This is a genomic window from Acinetobacter sp. UBA5984, assembly GCF_002429925.1.
GTDB lineage: Bacteria > Pseudomonadota > Gammaproteobacteria > Pseudomonadales > Moraxellaceae > Acinetobacter > Acinetobacter variabilis.
This window is the reverse complement of record NZ_DJBE01000041.1, coordinates 1-16600: the sequence shown is the minus strand read 5'-3', so window position 1 is coordinate 16600 and position 16600 is coordinate 1. Positions and strand designations below refer to the sequence as shown.

Annotated in this window: 14 protein-coding genes; 2 read left to right on the top strand and 12 right to left on the bottom strand. The window is 40.5% G+C overall.

The annotated features are described in order from the left end of the window. Window positions 1-121 precede the first annotated feature (121 nt). The 12 genes from B3J29_RS06100 to B3J29_RS06045 all read right to left on the bottom strand — a co-directional run bounded on the left by B3J29_RS06100 (window position 122) and on the right by B3J29_RS06045 (window position 13888). On the bottom strand, window positions 122-610 hold the full coding sequence (locus B3J29_RS06100) for a GNAT family N-acetyltransferase (protein WP_004812166.1): 489 nt from the start codon (window positions 608-610) through the stop codon (window positions 122-124). Next, entirely contained in the window at window positions 607-1371 is a 765-nt protein-coding gene (locus B3J29_RS06095; protein WP_004812169.1) for an ABC transporter ATP-binding protein, read from the bottom strand. Before B3J29_RS06095 ends, B3J29_RS06100 begins: the two co-directional genes overlap by 4 nt. Then, the gene (locus B3J29_RS06090; protein ID WP_104427083.1) at window positions 1368-2378 is read right to left on the bottom strand and encodes a FecCD family ABC transporter permease; all 1011 of its coding nucleotides are present in this window, start codon (window positions 2376-2378) and stop codon (window positions 1368-1370) included. The genes B3J29_RS06095 and B3J29_RS06090 overlap by 4 nt, the downstream gene beginning before the upstream one ends. A 5-nt stretch (window positions 2379-2383) precedes the next feature. Beyond that, window positions 2384-3379 (bottom strand): ABC transporter substrate-binding protein, encoded by a 996-nt coding sequence (locus B3J29_RS06085; RefSeq protein ID WP_376745115.1) that lies wholly within the window; start codon window positions 3377-3379, stop codon window positions 2384-2386. Window positions 3380-3405: 26 nt separating this feature from the next. Beyond that, the gene (locus B3J29_RS06080) at window positions 3406-5460 is read right to left on the bottom strand and encodes a TonB-dependent receptor (RefSeq protein ID WP_034424463.1); all 2055 of its coding nucleotides are present in this window, start codon (window positions 5458-5460) and stop codon (window positions 3406-3408) included. A gap of 248 nt (window positions 5461-5708) precedes the next feature. After that, entirely contained in the window at window positions 5709-6389 is a 681-nt protein-coding gene (locus B3J29_RS06075; RefSeq protein ID WP_004812178.1) for a GntR family transcriptional regulator, read from the bottom strand. Window positions 6390-7064: 675 nt separating this feature from the next. Then, entirely contained in the window at window positions 7065-8123 is a 1059-nt protein-coding gene (locus tag B3J29_RS06070) for a 2,3-butanediol dehydrogenase (protein WP_004812180.1), read from the bottom strand. Window positions 8124-8144: 21 nt separating this feature from the next. Beyond that, window positions 8145-8930 carry an acetoin reductase gene (locus B3J29_RS06065; RefSeq protein ID WP_004812183.1) on the bottom strand — a complete coding sequence of 262 codons (786 nt, stop codon included), beginning with the start codon at window positions 8928-8930 and terminating at the stop codon, window positions 8145-8147. An 11-nt stretch (window positions 8931-8941) separates the two neighbouring features. Then, window positions 8942-10342: a dihydrolipoyl dehydrogenase gene (lpdA, locus tag B3J29_RS06060; RefSeq protein ID WP_004812184.1), complete on the bottom strand. Its 1401-nt coding sequence runs from the start codon at window positions 10340-10342 to the stop codon at window positions 8942-8944. An 11-nt stretch (window positions 10343-10353) separates the two neighbouring features. Continuing rightward, entirely contained in the window at window positions 10354-11889 is a 1536-nt protein-coding gene (locus B3J29_RS06055; RefSeq protein WP_004812185.1) for a 2-oxo acid dehydrogenase subunit E2, read from the bottom strand. Between the two features lies 1 nt (window position 11890). Continuing rightward, window positions 11891-12910 carry an alpha-ketoacid dehydrogenase subunit beta gene (locus tag B3J29_RS06050; RefSeq protein WP_004812188.1) on the bottom strand — a complete coding sequence of 340 codons (1020 nt, stop codon included), beginning with the start codon at window positions 12908-12910 and terminating at the stop codon, window positions 11891-11893. 15 nt (window positions 12911-12925) lie between these two features. Next, window positions 12926-13888, bottom strand: coding sequence for a thiamine pyrophosphate-dependent dehydrogenase E1 component subunit alpha (locus tag B3J29_RS06045; RefSeq protein ID WP_004812189.1), 963 nt, complete (start codon window positions 13886-13888; stop codon window positions 12926-12928). Window positions 13889-14230: 342 nt separating this feature from the next. Here B3J29_RS06045 and lipA point away from each other — a divergent pair, with 342 nt between their 5' ends. Both lipA and B3J29_RS06035 read left to right on the top strand, forming a co-directional pair. Further along, window positions 14231-15205 carry a lipoyl synthase gene (lipA, locus tag B3J29_RS06040; RefSeq protein WP_004812191.1) on the top strand — a complete coding sequence of 325 codons (975 nt, stop codon included), beginning with the start codon at window positions 14231-14233 and terminating at the stop codon, window positions 15203-15205. 255 nt (window positions 15206-15460) lie between these two features. Then, window positions 15461-16552 (top strand): hypothetical protein, encoded by a 1092-nt coding sequence (locus tag B3J29_RS06035; RefSeq protein ID WP_004812193.1) that lies wholly within the window; start codon window positions 15461-15463, stop codon window positions 16550-16552. Window positions 16553-16600 lie beyond the last annotated feature (48 nt).

Sequence of the window (16600 nt, the reverse complement as noted above, 5' to 3'; positions counted from 1 at the left end):
CTAACGCAAGAAGTCTAATTAAGTTCATGAAAATTGATATAGGTTAAATTTAATTAATCCTCGTTGTCAAACTTTACTAATTTAAAATGACTTTTAAAACTGTATGTAATTGTTTAATTTATTATAATCGCATATGAATCGTATCGTAATTTTTTAGCCATTCACGTTTAATCACTTCGTACCCCTGTAACTGCCAAAACTGCTCCGCTGCTGGTAAGAATGGATGTGTATGTAAATACAGCGTTTCAATTTTCTGCTGTTTTGCGTGCTTAAACAACATCTTGCATAACTTGGTGGCAATGCCTTGACGACGATACTCAGGTAACACAAATAGCTTCACCACTTCCACTGCATTCTGTGGAATATCCAAATCAAAGCGATAGTCATAAGTACGATATGCCACAGTGCCAATAATTCGATTTCGATCCTTCACCACAATAAAACAACCCAAAGCACTCTCGATATAATATTTCTCAAAATGCTTAATATCTTGGGGAATTTTTGCCTGATAGAGCTCTGGAAATAAGAGTTGACGGCTGTACAGCGCAAACTCAATCGCCTGTTGATGATCTTGTGGTTGCAACAATTGATAATCTAAATTCATGTTCATAGCCAAGAATGATCCGGAATAACAATGGTTTTGTCTTTGATCATGGCTTCATGGAATTCCACATCGTAGACACTTTTTAAAAATTTGGGATCAGTGATTCGTGCTTTGTTATCCGGTCGAATCACTTGATGCTCTCGCATAAAGAACAATTCATCGGCAAATAAAAATGCCAAATTCGGATCATGCATAATCGCAATCACAGTGAAATTCTGTCGTGACAATTGGCGTAATTTTTTCATCAAATAGCTTTGATAATAGACATCTAAATGATTGGTCGGTTCATCCAATAAAATCACTTGTGGTGCTTGCACCAAAATCCGCGCAATCATCACTAATTGCCGTTCACCACCTGACAGTTCGGTATATGGACGCTCTTTCAAGTGCTCAATATCCAAATCAATTAAGGCTTGATCAACGCGTGCCCAATCTTCAGCACTCGGTCGAAAACGACTAAAGGCTGCCCGACCCGTGATCACTACATCTTTCACCAAAAATGGAAATACGGTTTTATGAAATTGTGGTAAAAACCCGAGTAAGGCTGCACGTTCTTTACCTTTAAAGCTTGCAAGTGATCGACCGGCATAACAGACACACCCCTGCTCGATTGGCTCTAAACCTGCCATTAATTTAAACAGTGTCGATTTACCACAGCCATTGCGTCCTAAAATCACTGAAAACTGGTTTTTGGGAAATGCTAAGTCAATATTTTTTAACACCTGTTTATGCCCATAGGCATAGTTCAATTGTTCAATGCGAATCATGCCCAAGCCGTCCGTTGTGTTTTCATTAATAATAGGAAAAATGGTGCTCCCAATAGCATGGTGAAAATTCCAATTGGAATTTCAAAGGTCAACAGTACCCGTGAAAAGTTATCAATCAACAGTAAGAAACTACCGCCCAACAGCATATTGGCCGGAATGCTATAACGATGATCAGGGCCAACTAACATCCGCACGATATGCGGCATAAACAGGCCATACAGACTAATAATGCCTGCGGCCGCTACAGAAGTTGAGGTACATAAGGTCACAAACACAATCAAACACAGTTGTTCCCAACGTGGATTCACCCCCACTGCCTGTGCCTCTTCTGCACCCAAAGCCATTAGGTTTAAACGCCAGCGCATGGCGTATAAACCAGCTAAAGCGATACAAATCGGAATGATTGCATATTGCACTTTTTGCCACGAGGCTTGATGTAGATTACCCATGGTCCATTGCACAATGGCTTGTAGTTTAAATGGATCACTGAGGTACTGAATAATGGTTAAACCTGCCAAAAATAGACCCGATACGATCATCCCTGATAAAATCACCATCACCAGCGAAGTTTGGCTTTCATGTTTTTGTTGGGCAAATAAGTAGGTCAATGCCACAGCACAGACACCAAAAATAAATGCGGATAAATTCGGCGAAAGCCAACTTAAAGTCAGTGCTAAGGCGGCACCAAAAGCTGCACCTGAGGAAATCCCTAAAACATACGAATCGACTAATGGATTTCTAAATAAAGCTTGTAAACCATTCCCCGCAGTGGCTAAGGCTGCACCGACCATAAAGGTCAGTAAAATACGTGGCATACGGACATTGACTAGAATGTTTTGCATCAATAGAAATTGTTCCGCATCGTAATAAGGTGTACCAAATAAAAATTGCACACACCACAGCACATAATCCCATGCATTTAGACTTTGGCTCGGTCCAATTAAGAGCGATAAAAAAATCAGGAGCAATGGCACTGGATAAAACCAGGTATATTTTAAGGATTGCAGTGTCATTACATCAGCTCCTTTGCCAAACTTGCGCCATACAGCTTGCTTAATATTCTCAGTTTCAATGTATCTACAGGTAAGTCCGATTGTTCTGGATAAATACTGTGATTAAGATGAATAGCGGTCACAATAATTTTGATGGTATGTGGGTTATAAATAAATGCAGGCGTTAAATTAAAAACCTTTTGTTGTTTGACTGCGTTTAAACCTTTTAATTCTTCACGCTGATAAATCAGTTCTGGATTAGTATTCCACAGCACAATATTGTCCGGATTCCATTCAATCAGCGTTTCTGGATTCACATTCGGTTGATTGGTCTCAGTTTCAACAATGTTGTATGCCCCTGCCAATTCAATAAAATCATTGGTGATGGATTTACGCCCCGAAGTGGAATAAACCCGCCCCCCTGACCAAGCATAGTAAATCGATTGTCGCTCAGGCTGTCTTGAGGTTTTCTCAGCCACTTCTGCCACAATATTATCGGCAAACTGTAAAATCTCCTGCGACCGTTGTTCTGCACCGGTCAGTACGGCAATTTCAGCAAGTTCTTCTTTAACTTGTTTAAATGTTCCCGATTCCATTACATACACCGCAATGCTAAACTGCCTCAATAATTCAATGGTTTGGGTTTGCCCACTGACCAAGACTACCAAGTCAGGCTTCAGTGCCATTAAGCTTTCAATATTGGTGGCATTAGAGCCTTGTGAGGGTGTCGCAAGTTGTTTCTGGGCAATGCGGGCATCCATTTTGGAATAGGCATCAAACAACAAAGGTTGAAGATAAATTTCTGCAGGAATACCGACCACTTTCGGTCCTTGTCCCAACATATATAAACCATCTAAGCCCGACTCAAATAGCGAAACAATACGCTGTGCAGGTTGATCAACACAGACCTTTGTCGCTGAACTGTCTACAACGCAACGTTGATTGGCTGAGGCGGATACAACATTATCTTGTGGTGTTTTTGGAGACTGACAACCCATCAATACACTTGTCACCATCCCCAAAATAAAGATATGGCTGCGCATTAGAATGCCCATTGCACAGACATTGATGCCTTGATTGGCTCACCCGTCTGCACCCATAAATGGCTGTAACTCGAACGGTAATAGTGTTCATTAAATAGGTTGTGAATATTCAACTGATAACGCAGTTGTGGATTGGCTTGGTAATAAGCGCCAACATCCACCACCTGATAGGCTGGTAAACGGAAACCATTCATGACATTGCTTGGACTGTCGCCACTGCGTGAGCCGACATAACTGAGATTCGCCATCAGGCCTGCATTTTGCCAAGGGTCATACGCTACATTTAGATTGGCAGAATGTTCTGGTACATTAGTCAGAGGCGCACCACTCGAAATCAGCTCATCCTTACTTACCTCAGCATTGACCCATGCGTAATTAGCAGAAAGCTTAAGTTGATCATGCAATTGAACGCTCAGATCGAATTCAATCCCACGGCTTGAAATTTCACCTACCGCCGCCTCATAGTTAGGATCGATGGCATCGGTCATCAACACATTGTTTTTACGCATATCAAACCACGCCAAGCTCAAAGCATCGGTATCTGAGCATTGCCATTTGGCACCCACTTCATAGCTTTTGGCTGTTTCAGGTTCAAAGGTTTCTAAAGTTCGACTCATGCCATTGTTCATGGAAAAGGCTTCGCCATAATTGGCATAGAGAGACCATGTTGCACTTGGACGGTAGTTAATCCCGATGCGTGGGCTCAATTGCGCATGCGTGGTTTGATCCTCTAAGCCTTTCATGTGATTCTGAAAATCTTGCTCAACACGATCCCAACGTAATCCCATGAGTAGATTCCATTGATCATTGAAGAACATTTGGTCTTGAACATTTACCGCAACATAACGCTGGTTCTCATCACTGTTGGTATGCAGTGGCATATCAGGACTAAACTGCCCATAGACTGGACGATAAATATCGATCCAATTCGGGTTGCTCGCAGAATGATTCAGACGGTACTGCTGTTGCATAAAGTGAAAACGACCCGCTTCAAGACCAAGGACCAACTCATGTACCAAAGCTTGCGTTTCGAACTGTCCTAAAGCCTCGACCTGCGCCATCACATCTTCGGTCTGATAGTCACGATAGCGACGTTGGCGTTCTAAAGTGCGTAAATCGGCTTGAATCTTACGTGGTTCAGTGGAAAAACCGACCATTTGTGCATCTTTATAACTGAGTGCACCATTCATTTTCCAAGTATCATTGAAGCGATGTGCTAAACGCAGTTGATATAAATTGTCTTTGACACGCATATCACCATCATGCGGTTCACCGGTAAAGGTGTGCTTGTCCATGGTGATTTGATTATTGACCGCAGTCAGCCCACGATCAAAGGTGCCAAGATGCTGACTAAATTCAGTATCCAGATCAAGTTGTGTGTCTGGTGAGATTTTCCAAGTGAGTTGTGGTGCAACAAATAACCGTTCTGAGCTAACATGATCACGGAAGGATTGATTATCCTCTACGGCAATTCCTAAGCGATACGCCACTTGTTCAGTAATCGGTGCAGTATGTTCAGCACTAATGCGATATTCTTCTTGACTTGAAGCACGTAGATTAAGTGCTGTCGCACTTTGCCAGCTTGGTTTTTTTGTGGTGACGTTTAATGCACCGCCAATTTCACCCCTTCCATACAGAGCCGCATTTGGCCCCTTTAAAAAATCCAAAGATGCAATATTGACCATATCACGTGGTGCAGATATGCCACGGTTCACACTTAGGCCATTGCGGATATATTCCACGCCTGTATTTGGATTACCTTCAAAACCACGGAATGAATAATTATCCCAAAAACCACCGCCATAGCTATTATTGTTCGATACCCCACTGACCAAATTCAATGCTTGATCAATCCGTTGAATATCCTGCTGTTTTAAAATGTCTTCAGCTAAATGTGTTTTATTAAATGGGACATCCAATAATTCATGCTGAAATTTAGTGATTGATTTGGATGAGGATTCTGATTCGGTTGTGCCCGTTGCAGTCACGGTGATGGTATCTAAACGATTCACCTCATCAGCCATCACTAACGTACTCACGCCAACACCACTCATCAATACAACTAAACGCAAACTCACTACAACCACCCTCGGCTTTATGCACAAAAAAAATGCATAAATAAAATTAGAATACTTTTGGTGCATTATTCATTTGATTTGTGCACCAAATATAAGCATATATATTCAAATAAGCATCAGCTTAGAGTTGAATACACTCTTGTATACAAGATGGTGGTATTACAGGCAAAAAAAATGCCAACTTCGGGAATTGGCATTCAAATTCATCTATTTATAAGTTTTAATTAAAGATTAGAAATCATATGCAAGGTAATATTTTTTACATCTTCGATACTATGCAGGACATGATGTTCAGCGAGATGAATTGCACCCTCAGCATCACGATTTAGAATACGTCGTAAAATTGCCCCGTGATCTTCATAGGCATGTTGAATATCAAATTCACGCATGGCACCCAAACTCAGTACAATTCGAATCTTCTCGCTGATCTCGTGATGGATCTTCGCAATTTGGTTGTTCCCTGCAGCCCGCACTAAAGCACAGTGAAAATCTTCACTTTGTAATACCAATTCTTTAATGTTCTGATTATAGGCTCTTGGTTCGACCAACCAGAGTTGTTTGAGCTTTTGTAGTTCTAACGACTGTTCATGATCCAGCATACATAAGCGTTTGACTGCCTCTTTTTCCAAGATCATGCGTAAATCAAACAACTCTTGATAGAAATTAAAGTCTAAGGGTTTAATTTCCCAACCACTGCGAAAATGCACATTCACATAACCTTCTTGCTCTAAACGATAGAGGACTTGACGAATAGGCGTGCGACTCACTTGATATTTTTCAGCAATATCCGTTTCAGTGAAGCGTTGTCCTGGTTTAAGTTGAAAACTAAAAATATCGTCTTTGATTTGTTGGTAAATGATATTGGCTAAGTTTGTGGAGCCTGATTTTGCGATCGTTGTCGCCATCCGTGATTCTCTTCGTATATCTTTTTAATACAGAAATTATAAGGGTATAAAGAGTATTTTAGTGAAGTTGCATAAATAAAATAGATTCTGTAGACATTTCCTATTCGTAAATAAACCGGCTTTGTTGCATAAAGACTTAAAATAGAATTTTCGTAAATTACTTAAATTTAAGTGACAACTTGGGTGTGAGGTCGGCCTAATTCTGTAAACTTATTTAAGACATGAGTAGTACTACTGCGCAAGGTGCATAAATCTATTGGGCTTGACTATAAAATTTCTAGCATTGAGTTTATCTACCAATAGGAATCGTTTAGCTATATGTATTCTAAAATGGTCAAAATTCACAAGTTCATGAATCAAGTTTTTTACATTCAAATAAATTATCTTGTAATTCATTGGTTATTAATGAAATATTAACTATTTAATTGATGAACTAGACTTTAGGTAAACATAAGTTAAGTAGACGAATTTCGGTATTAAATTCATTAATATTGATATAAATTAAATTATACATTATGTGTTGTCAATTTCTTCTTAAAAAATAGAGTTTTCCAATCACTATTATGAGAATGAGTTTGTAAATACAGACTCATTTCCTATCGCTATAAATATTAAAAATAGCTACATAGAGTTTATCTCTAGCTTATTCAAATTTGTCTTTGAAATTAGGCGTTACTACGGATGAACAATAATTTTTACAGCAGACTCATTATTATGAATCAATGTTTCAAAGCCTTTAGAAACAAGATCATCTAATGCAATACGTTGGGTAATAAAAGGTTCCAGATTAATCTTACCTTGCTCGACTAAACGGATGGTTTCCTGATGGTCATTGACATAAGCAATCGTGCCACGAATATCGAGCTCTTTCATGACCACACTATGCACATTAATTGTGGCAGGATGGCTCCAAATAGAAACAATGACGACTACCCCTGTTGGTTTTATCGCCGTCACCAGTGTATCCATGACTTTATTAACACTACTACATTCAAAAGCGACATCAACACCGTGGTCTTCCGTAATTTTCATTACTTCGGCAACTACATCAACTTGTGATGGGTCTAGTACATAACCTGCAACGCCCGCTTCTATCGCTTTTTCTTTACGTTTTGCACTCAGTTCAGTGATGATCACCGTGAGACCTTTAGCCTTTAAAATGGCTGATAAGAGTAAACCTATTGGGCCTGCTCCACCAACCAGTGCGATATCACCAGCTTTTGCACCACTTCGTACATAGGCATGATGACCAACGGACAAAGGTTCTATCAATGCTGCTTGGTCTAAGGGAATATCATTTGAGATAGGATGTACCCAACGGCGCTGAACCGCAATTTTTTCAGAAAGACCGCCGCCGCGTCCGCCTAAACCAATAAAGTTCATATTTTTTGATAAATGATATTTATCATTCGGCCCAGTCGGTACATCATCCGCAATAATGTAGGGTTCAACTACGACATGTTGCCCAATTTGAATATCATCTACTCCCTCACCAACTGCATAAACTACGCCTGAAAATTCATGTCCCATTGTTACAGGTGCAGATTCTCCTGAAATTGGATGTGGATGACCACAAGGTGGAATAAAAATAGGGCCTTCCATGAATTCATGTAAATCTGTACCGCAAATACCGCACCATGCAACTTGAATTCCAACTGTGCCTGGAACTACTTTCGGTTCAGGAATATCTTCAATCCGAATATCCCCTCGGTCATAAAAGCGAGCTGCTTTCATTATGTATTCCTTATGTTGATATTAACGGTACACCATTCCACCATCTGTCAAAATAGACTGCCCTGTAATGTAGTTTGCATCCTCGCTGGCTAAAAATGCAACTAATGCAGCCACGTCATCTGGTGTTTCAGCACGTCCTAAAGCAATGCCATCTACATATTTTTTATACGTTTGACCAACTGGTGCGCCTGTAATTTCAGAGAAACGCTGATCTATTTCGACCCACATATCTGTACCAACAACACCCGGACAATAACTATTTACAGTAATGTCAGCACTGGCATATTCTTTAGCTGCAGCTTGTGTCAATGCACGAACTGCAAATTTAGTTGCTGAATAAACACCGAGGAGAGCAAAACCCTCATGACCTGCGATTGAGCAGGCATTAATAATTTTTCCAGCCTGTTGGCGTTGTTTAAATTTATTTGCTGCGGCTTGAATCCCCCAAAGTACACCACCGACATTGATGTTCATGATTTTGTTAAATTCACTCGGCGTTACTTCTGCCAACGCTTTAACTTGTGCAATCCCTGCATTATTGATCATGATATCAAAGCCATTAAGTGTCGATTCTGCATGATCAATTGCATGACTGACTTGTATTGGATCTGAAATATCTGCAATAAATGTGGTGGCTTTTACGCCAAAGGCTTCGATCTCTTGTTGAACAGTATTTAACTTTTCTTGATGAAGATCGACCAATGCAATATGAACACCTTCTTGTGCCAAACGTAAGGCAATACCACGTCCAATTCCTTGTGCTGCACCCGTAATTAATGCAACTTTATTGTTTAAACCTCTAGGCATGTTGCGATTCCTTAAATATGAATTGCACGTTGCATTGCCGACAATACCGACTCATGCATCGCCTCAGATAAAGTAGGATGAGGGAAAATGACCTGTGCTAAGCTTTCATCCGTAGCTTCTAGGTATTTTGCTATAGCAAAACCTTGAATGTGTTCGGTGACTTCATGTCCAACCATGTGAGCACCCAACAATTCACCCGTTTCCTGACTAAAAATGGTTTTAACAAATCCTGCGCTATTGCCCAAAGCTAATGCTTTACCATTGGCTTGTAAGGGAAACTTACCCACATTGATATTCAAGCCCGCAGCTTTCGCTTTCTGTTCTGTCAAACCAATACTGGCCACTTGCGGATGGGTAAAGATACAGCCCGGAATTTGTGTACGATCTAAAGCATGTACATGACTTAGGCCTGCAATTTTCTCCACACAAAGAATGGCTTCATGACTGGCTTTGTGTGCCAAACACGGTGCGCCTGCGACATCACCAATTGCATAAATGCCCACGACATTGGTTTTACACCATGAGTCAACTTTGATAAAACCATTTTCAAATTCAACACCCAAATCGTCTAGGCCAAGATTTTCCGCATTCGGTTTCACGCCAATAGCTGAAAGCACCTTTTCAACAGTAATGATTTGTACACCTGTGGCAGTTTCAATATGACAATGTACTTGAGCCTGATCAGTTTCTATTTTTTTTACCGTTGCTTCAGTTAAAACCTGCATACCCTGCTGTTCAAATTGCTTTTGTACATACTTCGCAACTTCAATGTCTTCGCTAGGAAGAATCTGCTTTGCAATATCAACCAAGGTGACTTGGCAGCCTAAGTCTTGGTATAGGCTTGCAAACTCACTGCCTATAGCACCCGAACCAATGACCAGTAAAGATTTTGGTAGTTGTTCTGGAACTAAAGCCTCTTTATAACTCCAGACCTGATGGCCATCTACAGGAATATGAGGCAAATTGGCCGCACGTGCACCTGTTGCGACAATAATATGCGGTGCAGAAATCTGCTGTTTTTGACCATTCGCATCTGTAAGCTCTAATTGCTCTTTGGCAATAAACTGGGCTGCTGCGTTAAAAACAGTGATTTGATTTTTTTTCAATAATTGACCGATACCTTGCACCAGTTGCTCAGAAACCTTTCTGCTATGATGGACCAGTGTTTGAATATCAAAACCAATCGCGTTAAGCGTAAAGCCAAACTGCCCTGCATGTTTGAACTGCTGCGCAAGCACAGCCCCGCTCAATAATGCCTTGGTTGGAATACATCCCCAATTAAGACATACTCCACCTAAGTGTTGTTTTTCAACGATTGCCGTTTTTAATCCCAGTTGCGCTGCGCGAATCGCAGCGACATATCCTCCAGGACCAGCACCAATAACCACAAGATCAAATTGTGTATCTGACATGACTATTCCTCCTACACCAAAATTAATGCAGGATTTTCGACAAACTGCTTCAATACCGATAGGAATTGAGCACCCAACGCACCATCAATGACACGATGATCACAAGACAATGTTGCGGTCACCATTTCACGAACAACAATCTCATCATTTTCAACGACAGCACGTTTCTCTGCTATACCTAAGGCCAGAATTGCACCTTGAGGTGGGTTAATAATGGCATCAAATTGTTGAATACCCAGCATTCCCAAATTGGAAATACTGAAACTACCGCCTTGAAACTCATCAGGTGCTAATTTTCCAGTTTTGGCACGTGTTGCCAGATCACGCATATCATTGGAAATTTGCGCCAAAGATTTACGGTTCGCTGCTTTAATGATTGGTGTGATCAGTCCATTTTCGATGGCCACAGCAACCGAAATATCAGCTTGTTCAAACTGTAAAATCTGCTGATTCTCTTCATCAAACTGAACATTAACTTGTGGAACTTTAATCAGTGCAGCAGCAGCAGCTTTAATCAGCATATCGTTAATGGACAGTTTGACTTGCGGTACAGTACTGTTAATTTGCTGACGCAAAGCCTGAACCGACTCAACATTTAAGTCTATCGTTAAGCGAAAATGTGGTGCATTGCGTTTTGCCGCTTGTAGGCGTGCAGCGATTGCTTTACGCATACCATTCATAGCTACGGTGGTGAATTTTGCTGACTCTGTTGGATGCGCGTACTCAGTATGTTGAGCTTGTACAGGGTTTTCACGTTGATATACAGCTTCAACATCTTCCTTACAGACTCGTCCACGTGAACCCGATGCACGACAATCATGCAAATTAATACCCCATTGTTTTGCCAAACGGCGAGCAACAGGTGTTGCTAGAACATCACTATCATCTGCTTTAGATTTTGCGGCTTTCGTGCTGGCTTGATGACGTACATCTGGCCAAGAACCACCAGCAGCTTGAACTGCGGCCTGAATATCTTGAACACTGATACGGCCTTCACGTCCAGAACCTGTAATCTGAGCCAAGTTTACATTATGCTTTTCAGCCAATTTCAAGGCATGTGGCGTTGCAAAAATATCATCGCTTTGTTGGTAGCCTTGTAACTCATCAGGAATAGAATATCCGCCCTGAGTCACCGCTTTTGATCCATTACCAACACTGTTCTGTTTAGGAGCAGCTTGTACTTTGGTTTCAACTTGAGCCACATCGACTTTTTCAGGAACCGCTGCTACCGCTTTATTTTCAGTTACAGCAGGTGTTCCACCTAAAGACTGTGCAAATGCTTCAACTTCTGCATCAGAAACTTGAGCGTCTGCACAGATTGCAATGATTCCACCTACGACCAGTGTGTCACCATCGTTAGCAATAATTTTTCGTAGCAGGCCATCAAAAGGTGCTTCCAATACATTGACGATTTTTGTGGTTTCAATTTCACAAATTTCCTGTCCTTTACTAAATTGGGTACCTTCCTGAATCAGCCATTGGGCAATCGTACCCTCTTCCATGGACAAACCCCATTTTGGGATTTCTAAAGTTTTAATTTCGCTCATCCTAAGCCTCCAACGTCTTGCGTACAGCCTGTTCGATGCGTTCTACACTAGGTAACCATTCTTTTTCTAGTACTGGTGAAAATGGTACGGGTGAGTGTGGTGGAGTGACTAACTCGATTGGTGCTTTAAGATAATGAAAGCCCTTCTGTGCAATGAGGGCAGCCACATCATGTCCGAAACCACAACGCGCTGCTGATTCATCCACAATAACTACGCGACCTGTTGAAGCCACTGACTCTAAAATGCCATCTTCGTCTAATGGAGAAATGGTTCGAGGGTCAACCACTTCAACCGAAATGCCTTCTTTTGCGAGCTTGTCAGCAACTTCATTGGCACGATGCACCATCAGGCTTAAGGCAATAATGGTGATATCAGTACCTTCACGTGTGTAATTTGCGACACCAAAAGGAATAGTGTAGGCCTCATCTGGTACTTCGCCCTTAATGTCGTACAATAACTTGTGTTCACAAAAGACTACTGGGTCATCATCTCGAATGGCTTGAATCAATAACCCTTTCACATCATAGGCGCTCGAAGGCACCACCACTTTTAAGCCAGGTACTGAGGCAAACACGTTATATGGCGACTGAGAATGCTGTGCTGCGGCAGAAAAACCTGCACCGATCATGCCTCGTACAACGAGTGGCGCTTTGGCTTTGCCGCCAAACATGTAGCGAAATTTAGCTGCTTGGTTATACAGCATGTCATAACACACGCCGTAAAAATCCATAAACATTAAATCTGCCACAGGTCTTAAACCCGTTGCAGCAGCACCTGCCGCCATACCAATAATCGCTGATTCTGTAATTGGAGTATCAATGACTCGTTCAGAACCAAATTCAGTCCATAAGCCTTTGGTTACACCAAGTACACCGCCAAAACCTTCCAGTTTATTGTCATCGGTATTTTTGCCACCATGCCCACCACGAACATCTTCACCGACCACAATGACACTTGGGTCTCGGTGCATTTCTAATTCAATTGCTTCTTTAATTGCGTTTCGATAACTTTTATTTGGCATTGTTCTACTATTCCTTTAGTAAGAGACGTAAACATCAGTAAGTAACTGAGAGGCTTCTGGGTACTTAGCTGCGCGTGCTTTTGCAACAGCATCGTCTACATTGGCTTTAGACTGAGCGTCAATCGCATCGAGCTTGGCTTCGTCAATTTTGTCTTTGACTTTTTCGCGGAATATTTTCAATGGATCCTTATGTTCTTTGACATAATCCAGTTCTTCTTTAGAACGGATAAGCCCTGGATCACCTTCAAAATGTCCATAAAATCGGTTGGTTACCGTTTCAATCACACTCGGACCTTCACCACGGCGGGCACGTTCAATAGCCTTTTGTGCAACTTCATACACAGCAAAAAAATCTGTTCCATCTACTTTTTCAGCGGGTAAGCCAAAACCTGCTGCTCGGCCTGCAATATCTTTACTGCCTACGGCATAATCATGTGCAGTACCTTCACCAAAACCGTTATTTTCAAAAACAAAAATGACAGGAAGCTTTAAAACAACAGCCATATTAATGGCTTCAAAAGTTAAGCCCTGATTTGAACCGCCATCACCGGTAAAAGATAGACCAATCCCACCATTTTTGAGTGTTTTAGCACTTAAAGCTGCCCCAATAGCCAAAGGTGGACCACCACCCACAATACCGTTTGCACCGAGCATGCCTTTATCTAAGTCCGCAATGTGCATTGAGCCACCTTTACCACGACACAAACCATCATCTTTGCCAAAAATTTCTAGCATCATGGCGTGAATGTCACAGCCCTTTGCAATACAATGTCCGTGACCACGATGTGTTGAGGTAATGAAGTCCTTATCTGTTAAATTTTCACAGATCCCTACGGCAACAGCTTCCTCACCGCTATAAAGATGGATGAAACCTGGGATATCACCTGTATTGTTTTCATCGTGAAGTCGATCCTCAAATTCACGAATGTCGCGCATTCTTTTGTATGCTGCTAGCAATTGCTCTTCCGTTAATTGCATATATTTATTCCTTATTAACTACGCTTAAAAGAAAATCCCAAATTGAATAACTGGATTTTTAAATCGTATATTTATATAAGAATATTTTTATTTAATTTCATATTAGACTAAAAAAATATAATGCATAAAAACATAAGATAAACATTAAAAACAGTGGTTTATAATATTAAAAAATTTGTAAATTTTTTAATATTATTCAGCTATATACAAAAACAAACCTTTAACCAACCTTTGTTTTATATGATAAGTTTTTTGCCCTGTTTTAATATTATTAACGCATTTAAATCAGCTTATTTAATATCAGGCTCAATATTAATTATTTTAAACGACGGAGTGTTTGAAATGGATTTAAATAACCCAGTATTAACTGGAAAGAAGCTACGTGGCGCTAAAAAAATGGCGCGTATTCCAATTAAAGTTGTTCCAACGGAAACGATACCGAAAAAGCCAGAATGGATCCGGACTAAAATTAGTCAACCTGAGGAAGTCCAAATCATTAAGGATTTATTAAGACAACAAAAACTACATACCGTTTGCGAAGAAGCGGCTTGTCCTAACTTGCCGCAATGTTTCGGTAGTGGAACAGCAACATTCATGATTATGGGTGATATCTGTACTCGACGCTGTCCATTCTGTGATGTCTCGCATGGCCGTCCTAATGCCTTAGATATCAACGAGCCACTGCATTTGGCTGAAACAGTGAAGAATCTAAACTTAAAGTATGTTGTGATTACTTCCGTTGACCGAGATGATTTAAAAGATGGCGGTGCACAGCATTTTGCAGATTGCATTCGAGAAATTCGTCAAACTAGTCCAGGCACTTTGATTGAAGTTTTGGTTCCTGATTTTCGTGGTCGCGCAGATATTGCACTTAAAATTTTGAGCAAAAATCCACCTGATGTCTTTAATCACAATATTGAAACCGTGCCACGCCTGTATAAAGCCATGCGACCAGGCGCTGACTATCAGCATTCATTGAATTTACTTAAGAAATTTAAACACTACTGCCCTGATATCCCAACGAAATGTGGTTTGATGGTGGGTTTAGGAGAGATTGAAGCTGAGGTTATTGCGTTATTAAATGATTTGAAAGATTATCAAATTGATTATGTCACAATCGGCCAATACCTACAGCCATCCAAATCACATGCGCCAATTCATCGTTTTGTTACATTGCAAGAGTTTAAACATTATCAAACTCATGGAGGGCACTTAGAGTTTAAGAATATTTGGAGTGCACCATTAGTGCGATCGAGTTATTTTGCTGACCGCCAGTATTATGGTGAGGCTGTACCTGTGCCCTACGTGCGTGAATGACATTTTCATGATTTAAAGGATCCTATTTATCAACATAATGGTTACTTTTATTAACACTTCAGATAAAAATAGTCATTTCCAGTCCATAACAACACTTTTAAAGTAGCTAAAAGGCTGGTAAAACCCAAAAAAGGTTATTTAACGAATCCAAGAAAAATGATTTGGTACACGTAAGAAAAGATTGAATGAGTATAGATCTGGAAATTGATTTCTGAAGTTTAAAGATATTACAGTCTAATCATAAAGGAATATGATATGAACCTGTTCAATACAGCACTAGCAAAAAAGCTGCAAACAACACATTTAATTAATCAGCATATTGTTCAGGCTGCACCCGTTTTGGCTTTGCCTCAAGAAGATCAGACTTCCCTATTCCGCCGCTCTATTCAGCATAATTATGCCGATTTATTAAGAATTGCTAATGATTCCGATATGGCAATTGGTCTTACAGATCACCATGGTACTCTGTTATGGACCTGGAGTAGTTCCGCGATGCTTTCTTCTGCTGAACAGGTACATTTTATTGAAGGTGGCCATTGGTCAACGCAGGCGGTTGGGACCAATGCGATTGGTATGACATTAAATAGTCAAACATCAAGTTGTGTATATTCTCATGAAAACCAAATGGACAGCGTTCGTGATTGGGTCTGTTATGCAGCACCTATCTGGGATCCGACTTCAGGTCAATTTCATGGCATTATCAATCTTTCCACAAAATATAAAAAACATACCCCTCTAGGCATTCTTGCTGTGGAACGCTGTGCAGACTTAATACAGCGAGCAATAAAATTTGAACAGAAAAATTTTTTATACATTAAAGCGCTAGGTTCGCCCTGGGTTCAATTTAATGGGCATACTTTGAACTTGACTCACCGTCAAATTGAAATACTTTGCATTTTAGCTTTGTATCCTTACGGCATTGGTTTAGAAGAGTTACACTATGCCCTTTATGGTGAGCGTAATGTCAGCCTAAAAACCTTAAAGGCTGAGCTTTCACAACTTCGTAGCCTATTACCTCATTCAATTGAGGCTCGCATTTATAGGCTTACCTGTGAAGTCCAATGTGATTTTTTACGTGCTGAACAATCATTAAATGCAAATCTTATTTCGAGTACATTCTCGCTATATAAAGGTAGCTTTTTATCTAAATCAGAAAGCCCTTTACTCAGTACTTGGAGACATTGTTTTGATGCCCGTTTAAGCCAGTTGATTTATCAAATAAAGGATACCGATCAATTATTACGGATTATTGGGCAAACACATGATCGTATTGATGCTGTACAGCGTTTATTAGAATTATTACCACAGGACAGCAACTACCGTAATTATTTTTCAAATCTGATTTAAATTTGATTTGTTACTTCAACTCTAAAGGGCTTTGTTGCATAAACCTAG